This is a genomic window from Paenibacillus sp. YYML68 (assembly GCF_027923405.1).
Taxonomy (GTDB): Bacteria; Bacillota; Bacilli; order Paenibacillales; family NBRC-103111; genus Paenibacillus_G.
The window spans coordinates 4,542,803-4,557,074 of the sequence record NZ_BQYI01000001.1 but is presented as its reverse complement, the minus strand read 5'-3'; the positions used below and the strand labels follow the sequence as shown (position 1 = coordinate 4,557,074).

Annotated in this window: 15 protein-coding genes; 8 read left to right on the top strand and 7 right to left on the bottom strand. The window is 56.9% G+C overall.

Annotated features, from left to right (window positions below; translation table 11 throughout):
- Positions 1–46: 46 nt before the first annotated feature.
- On the bottom strand, positions 47–1,306 hold the full coding sequence (locus PAE68_RS20385) for an NAD(P)-binding domain-containing protein (protein ID WP_309299348.1): 1,260 nt from the start codon (positions 1,304–1,306) through the stop codon (positions 47–49).
- 164 nt (positions 1,307–1,470) lie between these two features.
- On the opposite strand from PAE68_RS20385, the gene PAE68_RS20380 reads away from it, so the two are divergent.
- The 3 genes from PAE68_RS20380 (at position 1,471) to PAE68_RS20370 (ending at position 4,249) form a co-directional block, all read left to right on the top strand.
- The gene (locus PAE68_RS20380) at positions 1,471–2,826 is read left to right on the top strand and encodes a glucose-6-phosphate isomerase (protein WP_281890025.1); all 1,356 of its coding nucleotides are present in this window, start codon (positions 1,471–1,473) and stop codon (positions 2,824–2,826) included.
- 126 nt (positions 2,827–2,952) lie between these two features.
- Complete coding sequence (locus PAE68_RS20375) at positions 2,953–3,609, top strand: YigZ family protein (RefSeq protein WP_281890023.1); 657 nt, start codon at positions 2,953–2,955, stop codon at positions 3,607–3,609.
- Between the two features lie 52 nt (positions 3,610–3,661).
- The gene (locus PAE68_RS20370; protein WP_281890021.1) at positions 3,662–4,249 is read left to right on the top strand and encodes a TetR/AcrR family transcriptional regulator; all 588 of its coding nucleotides are present in this window, start codon (positions 3,662–3,664) and stop codon (positions 4,247–4,249) included.
- A 54-nt stretch (positions 4,250–4,303) separates the two neighbouring features.
- Here PAE68_RS20370 and PAE68_RS20365 read toward each other — a convergent pair whose 3' ends face one another.
- Positions 4,304–4,705, bottom strand: coding sequence for a secondary thiamine-phosphate synthase enzyme YjbQ (locus tag PAE68_RS20365; RefSeq protein ID WP_281890020.1), 402 nt, complete (start codon positions 4,703–4,705; stop codon positions 4,304–4,306).
- A 122-nt stretch (positions 4,706–4,827) separates the two neighbouring features.
- Here PAE68_RS20365 and PAE68_RS20360 point away from each other — a divergent pair, with 122 nt between their 5' ends.
- The gene (locus PAE68_RS20360) at positions 4,828–5,049 is read left to right on the top strand and encodes a DUF1128 domain-containing protein (RefSeq protein ID WP_281890019.1); all 222 of its coding nucleotides are present in this window, start codon (positions 4,828–4,830) and stop codon (positions 5,047–5,049) included.
- A gap of 151 nt (positions 5,050–5,200) precedes the next feature.
- Positions 5,201–5,530 carry a hypothetical protein gene (locus tag PAE68_RS20355; protein ID WP_281890018.1) on the top strand — a complete coding sequence of 110 codons (330 nt, stop codon included), beginning with the start codon at positions 5,201–5,203 and terminating at the stop codon, positions 5,528–5,530.
- A 226-nt stretch (positions 5,531–5,756) separates the two neighbouring features.
- Here the strand turns inward: PAE68_RS20355 and msrA are convergent, their stop codons facing one another.
- From msrA to cls, 3 genes are all read right to left on the bottom strand, one after another.
- A complete protein-coding gene (gene msrA, locus PAE68_RS20350) occupies positions 5,757–6,728 on the bottom strand; it encodes a peptide-methionine (S)-S-oxide reductase MsrA (protein WP_281890016.1) in 972 nt (323 codons plus the stop codon).
- Positions 6,729–6,820: 92 nt separating this feature from the next.
- Positions 6,821–7,153: a DUF1904 family protein gene (locus PAE68_RS20345; protein WP_281890014.1), complete on the bottom strand. Its 333-nt coding sequence runs from the start codon at positions 7,151–7,153 to the stop codon at positions 6,821–6,823.
- Positions 7,154–7,707: 554 nt separating this feature from the next.
- Positions 7,708–9,153 carry a cardiolipin synthase gene (gene cls / locus PAE68_RS20340; RefSeq protein ID WP_281890012.1) on the bottom strand — a complete coding sequence of 482 codons (1,446 nt, stop codon included), beginning with the start codon at positions 9,151–9,153 and terminating at the stop codon, positions 7,708–7,710.
- Between the two features lie 226 nt (positions 9,154–9,379).
- On the opposite strand from cls, the gene PAE68_RS20335 reads away from it, so the two are divergent.
- The gene (locus PAE68_RS20335; protein WP_281890011.1) at positions 9,380–10,255 is read left to right on the top strand and encodes a prohibitin family protein; all 876 of its coding nucleotides are present in this window, start codon (positions 9,380–9,382) and stop codon (positions 10,253–10,255) included.
- A 639-nt stretch (positions 10,256–10,894) separates the two neighbouring features.
- On the opposite strand, the gene PAE68_RS20330 is transcribed toward PAE68_RS20335, so the two are convergent.
- Positions 10,895–11,482 carry a CGNR zinc finger domain-containing protein gene (locus PAE68_RS20330; protein WP_281890010.1) on the bottom strand — a complete coding sequence of 196 codons (588 nt, stop codon included), beginning with the start codon at positions 11,480–11,482 and terminating at the stop codon, positions 10,895–10,897.
- A 117-nt stretch (positions 11,483–11,599) separates the two neighbouring features.
- Between PAE68_RS20330 and PAE68_RS20325 the strand changes: the two genes are divergently transcribed.
- Positions 11,600–12,037: a VOC family protein gene (locus tag PAE68_RS20325; protein WP_281890008.1), complete on the top strand. Its 438-nt coding sequence runs from the start codon at positions 11,600–11,602 to the stop codon at positions 12,035–12,037.
- A gap of 1 nt (position 12,038) precedes the next feature.
- Positions 12,039–12,920 carry a pyridoxamine 5'-phosphate oxidase family protein gene (locus PAE68_RS20320; protein ID WP_281890004.1) on the top strand — a complete coding sequence of 294 codons (882 nt, stop codon included), beginning with the start codon at positions 12,039–12,041 and terminating at the stop codon, positions 12,918–12,920.
- 178 nt (positions 12,921–13,098) lie between these two features.
- Here PAE68_RS20320 and PAE68_RS20315 read toward each other — a convergent pair whose 3' ends face one another.
- The gene (locus PAE68_RS20315; protein WP_281891164.1) at positions 13,099–14,103 is read right to left on the bottom strand and encodes a Gfo/Idh/MocA family protein; all 1,005 of its coding nucleotides are present in this window, start codon (positions 14,101–14,103) and stop codon (positions 13,099–13,101) included.
- Between the last annotated feature and the right edge of the window lie 169 nt (positions 14,104–14,272).

Genomic DNA, 14,272 nt, shown 5'->3' with positions numbered 1-14,272 from the left:
TTGCAGCTTCGTGCTGTTGACCTGCATCGCAACTGCTACTCGGCTGTTACTCAGCCTTCGATCGAATATAGTCCTCGAGCTTCAGTCTCACATACGGCGGGAGGCCCGACAGCATGCAGCCGTAGCGGAACTGTCCGCTGTCCGGGTCGATGCGGATGATGCGCGCAGTAACCGGAGGCAGCTCCGCCTCCTGCGGGAAGTGAATGACAATGAACATGTCACGTGCAAGCGGGTAAGCGCTTAAGATTCGCATGCCGCTCTCGGACAGATCGACGAGTGTGCCCTCGATCAGCTGGCCGGAGAAGGAGCCTTCCTGCTCCCACTGATAGACAGACAGATGAAGCTTGATGTTAAGCTGCACACGCGTATTGCGGCGACGCTCAAGCAGCTCCTGCTCTGCCTTCGACATTGCCTTAGGCTCTGCAGATACCTTCATATGCATCCATTCCTCGTAGCACTGGATCACACTGCTCAGATCCTGCGCGCCGAGCCCCTTGGAGACGCCCATCTGGAAGATGTTCTGTGCGGCGTGCAGCATCGGTGAAGGAAGCTGGAACTCCTCCGATACCTTACCGGCCAGCTTCAGATCCTTCAGCATGAGCTGTAGCGAGAACTGGGTACTGAAGTCGCGTCCGAGCAGCTTCGGTCCCTTCAGCTCCGCCTGCTTGCTCGCGGCTCCACCCGATTGAACGATTTCGAGGAAGCTCTCGATGTTCAGTCCGGCCTTGGCTGCAATGGATATACCTTCCATCAAGCCGACCGCATTGATGCCGACGATGGTGTTATGCGCAAGCTTCGCATATGAACCCGATCCGGAAGGACCCATGTAGATGATCTTGCTGCCCATCGCCTTGAATATGTCGTGCTGCTCCTGCATGCCCTCCTCAGCTCCGCCCACCATGAAGACGAGTTGACCACTCTCAGCCGCCGGCTTCGTACCGGTTACGGGAGCGTCGAGGAATTCAACGAGATGTGAGGAGAATTCGTGGTACAGCTTGCGGCTCGTCTCGGGAGATACGGTGCTGCAATCGATGATCGTCTGTCCGGGACGCAGACCGTGTACAATTCCGTTCTCGCCGAAGGCGGTCTCTAGTACGACAGCGTCGGTCGAGAGCATCGTAATGATGACGTCTGCCTGCTTCACTGCATCCATTGGACTATCTGCTACAAGAGCTCCGAGCCCCTTCAGCTCCAGGGATTTACTTTGCGTCCGATTATAAACGATGACTTCATAGCCTTTCTTCAACAGGTTCGCGGCCATAGGTTTGCCCATGGTACCGAGACCGATAAATCCGATCGTTTTCATGGCGATCCCTCCCCTCCTTTATTCTAGCATTTCGTGGGAATGCTGTGAATGATGTCTTGCGTTTGCGTCCACATATCAAGTATTCTAAACTTATAGGGATTTTATGGGCCAGTGCACACTAAATATATAGAACCTAAGGTTCGGAATCGGAGGCTATGGACGAGATGACTGCAAAGCTGAAGTTCGATTACAGCAAGGCGCTTCAATTCGTAGGACAGCACGAGGTGGAATACTTGACGGGAGCGGTCGCTTCCGCACATGAGCAGCTGCATAACGGAACAGGAGCAGGCAACGACTACCTCGGGTGGATCGACTTGCCTGTTAACTATGATAAAGAAGAGTTCGCCCGCATCCAGGCGGCGGCGCAGCGCATTCAGTCGAATTCTGACGCGCTGATCGTCATCGGCATCGGCGGCTCGTACCTCGGCGCGCGCGCGGCGATCGAGATGCTGTCGCACAGCTTCTACAACCTGCTGCCGAAGGATAAGCGCAAGACGCCTGAGATTTATTTCGTCGGGCAAAACATCAGCTCCACCTACGTGACGCACCTGCTGCAGCTGCTTGAGGGCAAGGAGCTGTCGGTGAACGTCATCTCGAAGTCCGGCACGACGACGGAGCCGGCGATTGCGTTCCGCATTTTCCGCGAGCTGCTGGAGAAGAAGTATGGCAAGGAAGGCGCGCGCGAGCGGATCTACGCGACGACAGACAAGGCGAAGGGCGCGCTGAAGAAGCTGGCGACGGAGGAAGGCTACGAGACGTTCGTCATCCCGGACGATGTCGGCGGTCGTTACTCGGTGCTCACGGCGGTAGGTCTGTTGCCAATCGCGACGGCTGGCGTCGACATCGAGGCGATGATGCAGGGCGCGGCAGATGCTCGCGAGGCGTACTCGCAGCCGAGCCTCAGCGACAACGCAGCTTACCAATACGCAGCTGTGCGTAACGCGCTGTACCGCAAGGGCAAGACGACGGAGATTCTCGTCAACTACGAGCCGTCGCTGCACTTCGTGTCGGAGTGGTGGAAGCAGCTGTTCGGCGAGAGCGAGGGCAAGGACTTCAAGGGGATCTTCCCGGCGTCCGTTGACTTCTCGACCGACCTGCACTCGATGGGCCAGTTCATTCAGGAGGGCAACCGCAACCTGTTCGAGACAGTCATTCAGGTACAGAGCGTTGCTGACCATATTACGATCGGCGAGGATGCGCAGGATCTGGACGGACTGAACTTCCTGAGCGGCCAGACGATGGATTTCGTTAACAAGAAGGCGTTCGAGGGTACGATGCTGGCACATACGGACGGCGGGGTGCCGAACTTGATCGTAACGCTGCCGGATATGAGTCCTTACACCTTCGGATACATGGTCTACTTCTTTGAAAAAGCGTGCGGCATCAGCGGCTACCTGCTCGGTGTCAATCCGTTCGACCAGCCGGGCGTTGAGGCGTACAAGAAGAACATGTTCGCGCTCCTCGGCAAGCCGGGCTACGAGAACGAGAAGGCGGAGCTCGAGGCTCGACTGAGCAAGTAAGCAGGAAGCGCAGCAAGCTTATGAACGTATGAAGCCATTTGCAGAAGAAGCGTTCACCCTGCGGGGTGGTCGCTTTTTTTGCAACATATATAGTCTGGAATTAACAAGGAGGTGCGCGGAACGTCGATGCTGATGCACTATCGGACGGTGAAGCGGGAGGGTGCTGCAGAGATCGTCATCAAGAAGTCACGCTTCATCGGATACGCGAAGCCGGTAGTCTCCGAGGCGGAGGCGATCGCCTTCATCGAGGAGATCAAGAAGCAGCACAGGATGGCGAACCACAACTGCTCGGCCTACATGCTAGGGGAGCGGGACGAGATTCAGAAGGCGTCGGATGACGGAGAGCCGAGCGGTACAGCGGGCAAGCCAATTCTGGAGGTCATCAAGAATCAGGGTCTCAAAAATGTCGCCGTCGTCGTCACCCGTTACTTCGGCGGTATTATGCTCGGGGCAGGCGGTCTTGTGCGTGCGTATACCGACGGTGCTGTAGCAGGCCTTGCCGCTGCGGAGCAGGTGTACAAGGTGCTGCACCGGGACGTGCGCGTAGCGATCGATTATACGTGGCACGGTAAGGTCGATAATGAGCTTCGGGGCTTCGGGACCTTGCTCGGCGAGACGGAGTTTACTGACAAGGTGACGTTGCGTTGTCTGCCGCTGGAGCAGGAGGCGGGTGCGTTCATCGCGTGGATGACGGATCTGACGCAAGGACAAGCCGAGATTACAGAGGGCGAGCAGCTGTATGTGGAGCATATGGAGCTGCCAGAGCCTAAGGCGTACAAGTAGAGTGAACTGCACGTAGGCGAATGCTGCGATGCAAGTGAGGGAGTGGAGCACATTGGCTAGAAAGGCAGTGGAGCAAGAGCTGAGTCGTGATCGAATATTGACTGAAGCACGTCAACTATTCGCTCTGCACGGGTATCATGCATTGACGATGCGCAGTATAGCGAAGTCGATGGGCTATAGTCACGGCGCGTTGTATTATCACTTCAGCGATAAGGCAGAGCTGTTCTACGCGCTCGTGACGGAGGACTTCATTATGCTGCTGGACAGGCTGAAGGAGATGCTGAAGCGCACAAGACTAGGCGATGTCGCCCAGCTCGAGAAGCTGATGCTGGAGTTCATCAAGTTCGGGCTGGAGAACCCGAATCATTACGAGATCATGTTCATGATCAAGGAGCCGGAGCTGAAGCGGTATTCCCGAACGGAGCAGGCGCAATGTCTAGATCTGTTCGCGGCTGTCGTCCGCTCGGTCATCTCGCGTCATGAGAATAGCGATAAGAAGATGTACAGCCTCCCATGGAGCTTGTTCATGTCGATGCACGGCTTCATAACGTATAACATTCATTACAGCCAGAGCTATGAGGACGTGAAGAAGCTGGCCGAGCAGCATGTGAAATATATATGTGAGGGCTTGCACGCGTAGCGTGTCGGTTGCGCCGGGCGTGCCGGTCAGGAGCAGGCCAAGATAGCCTGTGGGTTAGCCCCTTATGAACTTGACTAGACAGTTGCGCTGTCTCGGACCGTCGAACTCACAGAAGTAGATGCCCTGCCAGCGGCCGAGCAATAGCCTCGAGCCGGATACGATGACCGTCTGCGAAGCACCGGTCGTCATCGTCTTGAGATGAGAGGCCGTATTCCCTTCGGCATGGCGGTATTCCGGGTGCTCCCAGGGGTATACTTCATCAAGACGCAGCAGCACGTCGTGACGGACGTCAGGGTCGGCATTCTCCTGAATCGTCACACCGGCGGTCGTATGAGGCGAGTAGATGACGGCTATTCCTTCATCGAGCTGCTCTTGCTTGAGCAGGTCGTGGACCTGTCGGGTAATGTCGATCATCTCGTCGCGCAGCTTCGTCGTGAGCTGGATGGTATGTACCATATCGGGGAAGCTCCTTTCCAGTGACAAGGGGTGGATTGTGTACCATTATAATACAACGGGCGGGCATGTGCCAAACATGATACAATAAGCCCAAGCTACAATAGATGGAAGGAGGAACGACGATGGATTTATCACAGAATACGCTGCAAAACACGGAGTTCATGATCGAGGAGATCAAGAAGAAGCTGCGCATGGCGTCTGGAGCGGCCTTGAGAGCGACGGAGCTCGGCGATTCCCAATATGAGGACCTGCATGACATCTATCAGATGGTGGCAAGCAAAAATCAGTTCAGCATCTCCGAGATCGAAGCGATTACGATGGAGCTCGGGAAGCTGCGGAAGTAGACGGTGACAGGCGGGATTCTCGCCTAACCGCCTAATTGCGGCCGTTCTAGACATCCATACAAGCAGCGCTGTCACTCGCCTCGTACAATATAGCGTTAACGCCAATCCGCCAGGCGGCTTGGCCTGACGATCTTATTGGAGGTGAGCGTGGATGAAGAAGCAAGCGGTTCGCAAGCAAGACGCTGCCAAGCTCATTGGCAAGCACATTTACGCACAGAAGAAGGACGGCTCTGTCGTCTACGGCAAGCTGGTGAAGATCAGCGGCACGAAGCTGTTCGTGTCTGTTGGCGCGAAGGGGAAGAAGGTTAGAACCTCGGCGATTCTTCCACTCGTGCTGTTCGACCTGCTGGCGATTGGTACAGCACCATATGCAGGAGCTTACGGCGGCTATGGCTATGGTGGAGGCTATGGCTACGGCTATCCAGGCGTTGGCTATGGCGGTTATCCGGGCGCCGGCTACGGCGGCGGGTTGTTCTGGTAAGCTTCTGGTAATCGAGCATAGAAGACAGAGAGCGGCAGTTCTGGACGGGAGTCCGGGGCTGCCGCTCTTGGTGTCTAGGGTGCCGCTGGCTGCAGGTTAGAGGCATGCTATTGCTGGATGTCAGATGTAAGACGAAGAGCAGGCCCACTTGGCCTGCTCTTCGCTACGCTTGCGGAGTCTTACGAGCTTGCTGCCCGTGCTGTAGGTGGGTGAGACGACAACGCTCCTATGACTCGAACAGCGTTTTGTAACGGCTGTAGCCTTCTTCCTCTAACCGGTCCTTCGGGATGAACCGCAGCGCAGCGGAATTAATGCAATACCGCAATCCACCAAGCTCCTTCGGGCCATCGGTGAAGACGTGGCCGAGATGCGAGTCGGCCTTGCGGCTGCGTACCTCAGTGCGGATCATGAAGTGCGAGTAATCCTGCTTCTCCTCGATTAGGCCGCTCGCGATCGGCTTCGTGAAGCTCGGCCAGCCGCAGCCGGAGTCGAACTTGTCCCGGGAGGTGAACAGCGGCTCACCGGAGACGATGTCGACGTACAAGCCTTCCTCGTGGTTGTCCCAATATTCGTTATGGAACGCAGGCTCGGTTCCGTTCTCCTGCGTGACCTTGTACTGCATCGGCGTGAGCCGTTCCTTCAGCTCGGCCTTGTCGCGCTCGGTGTTCCAGTGCTCCTTCAGGAACTGCTCCCGGCCAGACCCGCGACGGTACATCTTGTAGCGGAGCGGATTTTTCTTATGGTAATCCTGATGGTACTCCTCGGCCGGGTAGAACACTTGAGCCGGTTCAATCGGCGTGACGATCGGCTGCTCGAACCGTCCGCTGGCGTTGAGTCGCTCCTTGGACGCTTCGGCGGTGTTCTTCTGCTGCTCAGTATGGTAGAAGATCGAGCTGCGGTACGACGAGCCGCGGTCGGCGAATTGCCCGCCAGCATCGGTCGGATCGATCTGCTGCCAGAATAGCTCCACGAGCTCCTCGTAGGGCATCAGCTCGGGGTCGAACGTAATCTGCACAGCCTCGGTATGCCCGGTCGTGTCGGAGCATACCTCCTGGTACGTCGGGTTCGTCGTATGGCCGCCGGTGTAGCCGGAGACGACGCTTATGATGCCTGGCAGCTCCTCGAAGGGTGTCACCATGCACCAGAAGCAGCCGCCGGCGAAGGTAGCCAGCTCGTAATGGTTATCGGTTGTGGACATGCTCGGTTCACCTCTTGGACTCCATGCTAGGCACGGAGGGAATGGGTTGGCTCAGGACGTAGGACGGTCCGTGCTATTCGCTATACGTTACGTCAGGAGCCGAAGCGCTTGTCGTTGATGTAATAGCTGCTCTCGGCGTAGACGATGAAGGCAAGCTCTGCCTCCTCGATGCCGATCGACTGTAGCTGCTGATGGATGGCCGCGGCGAATCGATCGCGAACGTCTTGTCCGCGCTCGAACCAGGTCACTTCAATGAACGGGAACGATGGGACGAGCTCACCGCCGAACACACCAGTCGTTGTTAGGCATTCGATCGTGAAGTTATCGGTGCCGCAGCTGCAGATGGAGGCAAGCTCCTCGACGAGCGGCGTGCTGATCGTGCGCATCGCTTCGGGCGAGATGCCTCGAACGATTAAGGCTGGCATAATAGTTGCTCCTTCCTCTCCTGAAATAACAGATTCCGTGAATATCGGAAGCTGTTATGGCAAGCCTCGAATTTGGCGCAGCCAAATTGAGGGCCATCTTCGATGTTACATCACCTGAAGGCGCCGCGCTAGCGGCAGTGCTGCCTCCTGAAATAACAGATTCCGTGAATATCGGAATCTGTTATGGCAAGCCTCGAATTTGGCGCAGCCAAATTGAGGGCCATCCTCGATGTTACATCACCTGAAGGCGCCGCGCTAGCGGCAGTGCTGCCTCCTGAAATAACAGATTCCGTGAATATCGGAATCTGTTATGGCAAGCCTCGAATTTGGCGCAGCCAAATTGAGGGCCATCCTCGATGTTACATCACCTGAAGGCGCCGCGCTAGCGGCGTGGCTGCCTCCTGAAATAACAGATTCCGTGAATATCGGAATCTGTTATGGCAAGCCTCGAATTTGGCGCAGCCAAATTGAGGGCCATCCTCGATGTTACATCACCTGAAGGTGCCGCGCTAGCGGCGTGGCTGTCTAATAGCAAGTGTGGTCTTATTGTACCGCTATAGAATCGGCGACAGCAAGCGGGCGACAGGCTCGCGGAACTTATGGAGCAGCGGTCTGCGATTGTAGGCAGCCAGTGTCAGCCACCGCGAATCGAGCATATCCCGCTCGAATGCGTCCTTGAGCTGCAGCGCCGTGCGTGTATCGTAGATGAACGCATTCACCTCGAAGTTAAGCTTGAAGCTGCGGATATCGACATTGGCGGTGCCGACGGATGCTGTTTTGCCGTCGCAGACGATCATTTTGGCATGGAGGAAGCCCTTGTCGTATAGGTAGCACTGAACACCGCAGGACAATAGATCGCCGATATAGGAGAAGGAGGCCCAGTAGACGAGCTTGTGGTCAGGTCGGTACGGAATCATAATCTTCACATCGACACCGGAGACGGCCGCCATCTTCAGCGCGGTAATGAGGCTCTCGTCCGGTATGAAGTAGGGGGTCTGGATGTAGACGGACTCGCGTGCGCTAACGATCATCTTGATGTAGCCGTTCTTGATCTGCTGCCACTCCGAATCCGGACCGCTCGCTACGATCTGCAGACCGACTTGACCCGGATGCGGCTGAATGGGGAAGTACCTCGGCTCGACCTCAGGCTGCTCGCCAGCCGCGAGCTCCCAGTCGAGGAAGAACAGCGCCTGCATATGGAGCACAGCCCCGCCCGTCAGCCGCAGATGCGTATCGCGCCAATGACCGAATCGTGCGCTGAGGCCCAAATATTCATTGCCGACGTTGAAGCCGCCGATGTAGCCGATGCGCCCGTCGATGATGGCGAGCTTCCGGTGGTTGCGGTAGTTGACCCGCAGGTTAATGTACGGAATGCGCGACGGGAAGAAGGCGGCTGCCTCGCCGCCCGCCTCGCGCAGCGACTGGAAGAACGTGCGCGGGAGCGCCTGACAGCCGATCGCGTCGTACAGCAGCTTCACCTGCACGCCCTCGCGTGCCTTCGCGGCCAGCGTCTCCATGAGTCGCTGGCCGAGCGCATCGTCGCGGATGATGAAGTACATGAGGTGGACATGGTCCTTCGCCGCCTTGATGTCATGCAGCAACGACTGGAATTTGCGATTGCCCTCTGTGAAGATCGCGACCTCATTATCCTGTGTGTAGATCGCGTAGGCGCTGTTCAGGTGCATCAGGATCATTTCTCTCGACTGCTTGGCGGCTTCATCTCGGAACGGAATGCGCTCGAGCCGCAGCGCCTCCTTCTGTTGCTCCACGAGCGTATCGACGAGCTGACGGTTGACGACCGGGAGCCGGTACAGCTTGCGGCGGGCGAGATTTTGCCCGAAAATCAAGTACAGAATGAAGCCGACGCCAGGCAGGAAGAAGAGCACCATGACCCAAGCCCAGGTGACGCCGACGTTGCGCCGTTCCATGAAGATGACGGTCATGGCGAGGAATATGTTGATGATTGAGATTAAGGAATAGCCTTCCCGTAGCAGCTCCATGACGGCCGAATCACCTCTTATGTCGTCGTATGATTAAACAGTGCCCGCGGGCTGCTTGTTGCATAGGCTTGTGCAAATGCTTCCATCGCGGAACGTATGACGCTGTCATACGTATTGTACGAAAGCCGCGGTCGGAACACAATATTGTTGATGCTCGGAAGGGCGGAGTGGTTCGGTGCGATGGGAAGCAGGGCGGCGATGATACGAATATGTGGAGGGGATCGGAATGAATTTTGGAACGAATACGGAAACGAATATGCGTAATCAGCCGGGCAGCGGCAAGACGAATAAGGTTGTGCTCGGTGTGCTCATTGGGATCGTTGTACTGCTGGGCGGTATGAATAGCTTCGCGATGGTGCAGTTCGGTCATGTCGGCTTGTATAAGACGTTCGGGAAGCTGGGCGACCAGACGCTGGAGCCGGGTGTGCATCTGAAGGTGCCGTTCATCCAGAGTGTCATTCAGGTGAACACGAAGGTGATGAAGGTTGAAGCGGATGCGACGGCATCGTCGCGCGACCTGCAGCCGGTATCGACACACGTGGCACTGAACTATTCCATTAATAAGGCAGCTGCTTTCGAAATTATGAACGACATCGGGCCTGGCTATGAGACGGTCATTATCGCACCGGCGATTCAAGAGGTCGTGAAGGAAGTAACCGCGAGATATCCGGCTGAGGACCTGATTACGAAGCGTGATGTCGTTGCCGCGGAGATTCGGGAGCAGCTCACGGCTCGCGTCGGTCGCTACAATCTGGTTGTGAATGACATTAACATCGTTAATTTCAAGTTCTCCGATGCGTTCGACCAGTCGATCGAGGCGAAGCAGGTGGCGCAGCAGCAGGCGCTGAAGGCGGAGAACGATCTGAAGCGGATCGAGATCGAGGCGAAGCAGAAGATCGCCCAGGCGCAGGCCGAGGCGGAGGCGCTCAAGCTGAAGAAGCAGGAGGTCACGCCTGAGCTCGTTCAACTGAAGCAGATCGAGGTGCAGGAGAAGGCGCTCGAGAAGTGGGACGGCCGACTGCCTACCGTGACGGGCGGCGCGACGCCGTTCATTGATCTGAACTCGCTCGGTTCGAATGCTGCGGGTGCGAAGCAGCCGTAGCTTGGGTGGAGCGGGTAGGGCAGGTGCTCTCGCGGTAAGGGTATGGGCAAGCGTTTCTTGTTCGGCTGATGGCCGAGCGGGGTGCTTGCTTTTTTGCTATGCGGCGAACGCGCTTCGTGCGCTAACGGCGAGCGGTGGTGCGGCGAGATAGCGCACGTTTCGTGCGCTAACGGCGAGCGCTGGTGCGGTGAGGCGGGCGCGTCGCGCGAGATAGCGCACGCTTCGTGCGCTAACGGCGAGCGCTGGAGCGATGAGGCGGGCGCTGCGGGCGAGATAGCGCACGTTTCGTGCGCTAACGGCGAGCGGGGGTGCGGCGCGGCGGCCGCTGCGGGTGAGATAGCGCACGCTTCGTGCGCTAATGGCGAGCGCTGGAGCGGTGGGGCGGGCGTCGTCGCGCGAGATAGCGCACGCTTCGTGCGCTAACGGTGTGCGCTGGTGCGTCGCGAGAGGCGCGTCGCGCGAGATAGCGCACGCTTCGTGCGCTAACGGCGAGCGCTGGTGCGGCGCAGCGGGCACGGTGCGCGAGATAGCGCACGCTTCGTGCGCTAACGGCGAGCGCTAGAGCGGCGCGGCGGGCACGGTGCGCGAGATAGCGCACGTTTCGTGCGCTAACGGCGAGCGTGCCTCATGCCCCTCGCTTCACTCTCGCCCCCGCTTCCGGTGGTAGTGCTGGTTCACCTTGACCCGATTGCCGCACGTTGACATGGAGCACCAGCGTCTCGATGCATTCCTACTATTGTCATAAAAGAACAAGATACATTCCTCATTCGAGCACTTCTTGATCTTCGATGGACTCACAGTCGTGAGCAGAAACGCCGCGTTGTCCACAATAGCACCCGGCAGGTAGGCCGCTTCATAATACGACTCGATGTGCATGTCCGTCTCTTGACCATCAATCTGCTTGGTGCATGGATATTTGCGCAGCTCCTCGTTCAATTGCTCCTTGTGCCCGTTCGTCAGCTCCCCGCTAGCCATCACGTCTCTCACCAGCTCCATCAGCACGTCCCGAACACGCAAGAAGTCCGTGAACAGGCGCTGCTTAGTCTCTGCATCCAGAGCCGCATAGCTTCCGGAGACGTAACGAAGCAGTCCTGCGCATTCCAGCCACTCGCTCAGGTCATCTGTACCTTCAAGGAGGTCGATGACCTGCCCCTGCTTACATATTCTCGTATTTATAAAATCCAACGTCAGGCTGTTCCCGACCATTACAAATTCACGCTTCATCATGTTCTCGATCACCCGAAAACATTATAACCACTAAAAACAGAGTTTACAAGTTAAGAAAACTCTGTTAACCTAATACCTGTAAGGTGATTTTGGTGGTTATAAAAAGGAGTGTGCCGAATGAAAATAGGTCATGTTGGTATCAATGTCACGAATCTCGAGCGTTCCGTCCCGTTTTACTGTGAGGTATTCCAGCTCACCGTGTTCCATCGATCAGACGAATCGGGTAAGAAATTTGCCTTTCTGGGGCGCGAGGATGAGATTACGATTACGCTGTGGGAGCAGAGTAACGGTGTTTTTTCCTCCCAGTCGCCAGGAATGCATCATTTCGCCTTCGAAGCGAGCTCTCTGGACGACGTGAAGTTGAAGGAGAAGCAGCTGAAAAGCATGGGCGTCGCCTTCATCTACCCAGACCTTACGCCTCACATGGAAGGCGCAGAATCGGGGGGGATCTACTTCCTGGACCCAGACGGGATTCGGCTCGAAATCTACGCCAAGACCGGCCTGCAAGCCTATCAGCAACATACAACCGAAGGTCCGGCCTGCGGGTTCTTCTAACATGAGTATGGTGTACCACGAAGGAGAGCTCGCCGTTCAACGGGAGGCCCATCAAGAGGAGAGCGCGAGGCTGACGATCAAAGGAATTCGCGACTTCATACCGAAGGTGGCCGCCCAGTTTCTAGAGCAGCAGGTGATGGTTCTAGTCGGCTTCGTGGATCGTGAAGGGAAGGTGCGGGCTTGTGTGCTGTGGGGCGAGGCGGGGTTCGTGAAGGGCATCGACGAGCGGACCGTATCGATTCAGTGCGACCACACATACGCCCCCGAGGTGCTCCAATTGAAGGAAGGCTCGCAGGTCGGCTTGTTAGCGATCGACTTTGCCACTCGGCGGCGAATGCGTGTGAACGGCACAGTCGTGAGCATCCACGCAGATACCTTGCTCGTTCAGACGATGGAGGTGTACGCGAATTGTCCGAAATACATTCAGGCCCGGACCTTCTTAGGCTTCCGAGAGCAAAGGCAACCGACCACTAGCCCTCAACGCTTCAGTTCGTTGAACGTTCGACATATCGAGCAATTGAAGCGAGCGGATACGTTCTTCATCGCTTCGGTTCACCCGAATCGCGGCGCGGATGTGTCCCACAGAGGCGGTATACCGGGCTTCGTCCACGTTCTCGATGAACAAACGATTGAAGTAGCGGATTACGCGGGGAATGCGATGTTCAACACGTTAGGCAATATTTACGCCTATTCGCGAGCAGGGCTATTGTTTCTCGACTTCGATACGGGCGAGACGCTACAGCTTCATGGAGAAGGGAAGATTCAATGGCGCGGGACGGAGCGGAGTCTAGTGTTCACGGTTGAACAGGTGGTGTACAGCGCGGACGGCTTCCCGCTACGTTGGGAGTTCGGGAATTACTCGCCGTTTTATCCGAAGGAGTAGTCTAAGTGGAGCGCCTCGTGACAAGAAGCTGATCGGTGCTAGGCTCATCTGAGCCTATGTACGCACTGAACCAGCTCCAAGCGGGGCGCTCTTGTTGTTCAACGGAAGATGATGGTGAAGCTTGGCTGAATGAATAGGAGCTCTTACTACACACACCAGCGCAATTGGAGCCGAGCGTCTAGCCTTGCTGCTCTTGAACAGCTCGTCGATCCGCCTCATACACGAGGCCGAGCTGTCTGCGCGCCTCATCCATGACGGTGATCGTCGCCAGCGAGCGTGCGAAGCTGTTGATGCTGGACTCTAGCCTCCCTGCCTGCAGCGTACGGATGAACTCGCGCAGCTCGTAGGCCATTGGCGGCTCTGGCTGGGCGCGCGTGAGATCCTCGAGCGTTCCGTCGTGGAGACGAAGCTGGACGCGATGCGGCTCGCTGATTGAATCCATGACCAACGTACCGTCCTCGCCTTGAATCTCACTTGGAAGACTGGAGCTCGTAATTTTCGAATACATAATGACCGCATCCATGTCCGGGTACGTGAGCACCATGCTGCCTTCGCCATCGACGCCCGATTCGAGCATATAGCCAGTCGCTTGAATGCGAGTCGGCGCACCGAATAGCGTGAGCAGCGGGTACAAGCAATAGATGCCGAGATCCATCATCGCACCATTGGAATAAGTCGGATTGAAGGCGTTGAGCACGGTGCCTTGCCGGTAGGCGTCATAGCGTGAGGAATATTGGCAGTAGCTTGCGTAATACCTCCGTACGCGGCCGATGCGCGGCAGCGCGGCTTGTACGGCCTCGAAGCCGGGCATGCAGGTCGATTTCATCGCCTCCATGAGTAATACGCCATTGTCTTGCGCTGCGGCCTGCATCGCCCGCACCTCTGCTGCGTTCGAGGCGAGCGGCTTTTCGCACAGCACGTGCTTGCCGTGCTGCATGCACTGTATCGCATGCTCGGCGTGCAGTGAGTTCGGCGTAGCGATATAGACGGCATCGAGCTCATCGCTCTTGGCGAGCTGCGCGAGCTCGGTGAACCGATGGGGGATGCTCCATTGGTCGGCATATGCACGGGCCCGCTCCTCGGTGCGGGAGTAGACGGCTGTTAGGGCGAAGTCTTCAACGGATTGCGCCGCTTGCAGGAATCGGTCTGTAATCCAGTTGGTGCCGATGACGCCGAATCGGATTTTTGTCACAATGACAGCTCCTCTCATGATATGGTTCTCTAGTTGCCCTCATTGTACCACGACCCGCGGCGAGGGAGGCAACGGTAGGCGCTGCTCAACCACTGGTTGAATGCATGGAAAACTCAAGCTGACGGTTATTGTTACGGCGCCGCCGCTCTTCTACAATGGA

Excerpts from the sequence above, each read along its gene's own strand:
- PAE68_RS20385 (WP_309299348.1), bottom strand. The coding sequence starts at position 1,306 with ATGAAAACGATCGGATTTATCGGTCTCGGTACCATGGGCAAACCTATG.
- PAE68_RS20380 (WP_281890025.1), top strand. The coding sequence starts at position 1,471 with ATGACTGCAAAGCTGAAGTTCGATTACAGCAAGGCGCTTCAATTCGTA.
- PAE68_RS20375 (WP_281890023.1), top strand. The coding sequence starts at position 2,953 with ATGCTGATGCACTATCGGACGGTGAAGCGGGAGGGTGCTGCAGAGATC.
- PAE68_RS20365 (WP_281890020.1), bottom strand. The coding sequence starts at position 4,705 with ATGGTACATACCATCCAGCTCACGACGAAGCTGCGCGACGAGATGATC.
- PAE68_RS20360 (WP_281890019.1), top strand. The coding sequence starts at position 4,828 with ATGGATTTATCACAGAATACGCTGCAAAACACGGAGTTCATGATCGAG.
- PAE68_RS20355 (WP_281890018.1), top strand. The coding sequence starts at position 5,201 with ATGAAGAAGCAAGCGGTTCGCAAGCAAGACGCTGCCAAGCTCATTGGC.
- msrA (WP_281890016.1), bottom strand. The coding sequence starts at position 6,728 with ATGTCCACAACCGATAACCATTACGAGCTGGCTACCTTCGCCGGCGGC.
- PAE68_RS20345 (WP_281890014.1), bottom strand. The coding sequence starts at position 7,153 with ATGCCAGCCTTAATCGTTCGAGGCATCTCGCCCGAAGCGATGCGCACG.
- cls (WP_281890012.1), bottom strand. The coding sequence starts at position 9,153 with ATGGAGCTGCTACGGGAAGGCTATTCCTTAATCTCAATCATCAACATA.
- PAE68_RS20335 (WP_281890011.1), top strand. The coding sequence starts at position 9,380 with ATGAATTTTGGAACGAATACGGAAACGAATATGCGTAATCAGCCGGGC.
- PAE68_RS20330 (WP_281890010.1), bottom strand. The coding sequence starts at position 11,482 with ATGATGAAGCGTGAATTTGTAATGGTCGGGAACAGCCTGACGTTGGAT.
- PAE68_RS20325 (WP_281890008.1), top strand. The coding sequence starts at position 11,600 with ATGAAAATAGGTCATGTTGGTATCAATGTCACGAATCTCGAGCGTTCC.
- PAE68_RS20320 (WP_281890004.1), top strand. The coding sequence starts at position 12,039 with ATGAGTATGGTGTACCACGAAGGAGAGCTCGCCGTTCAACGGGAGGCC.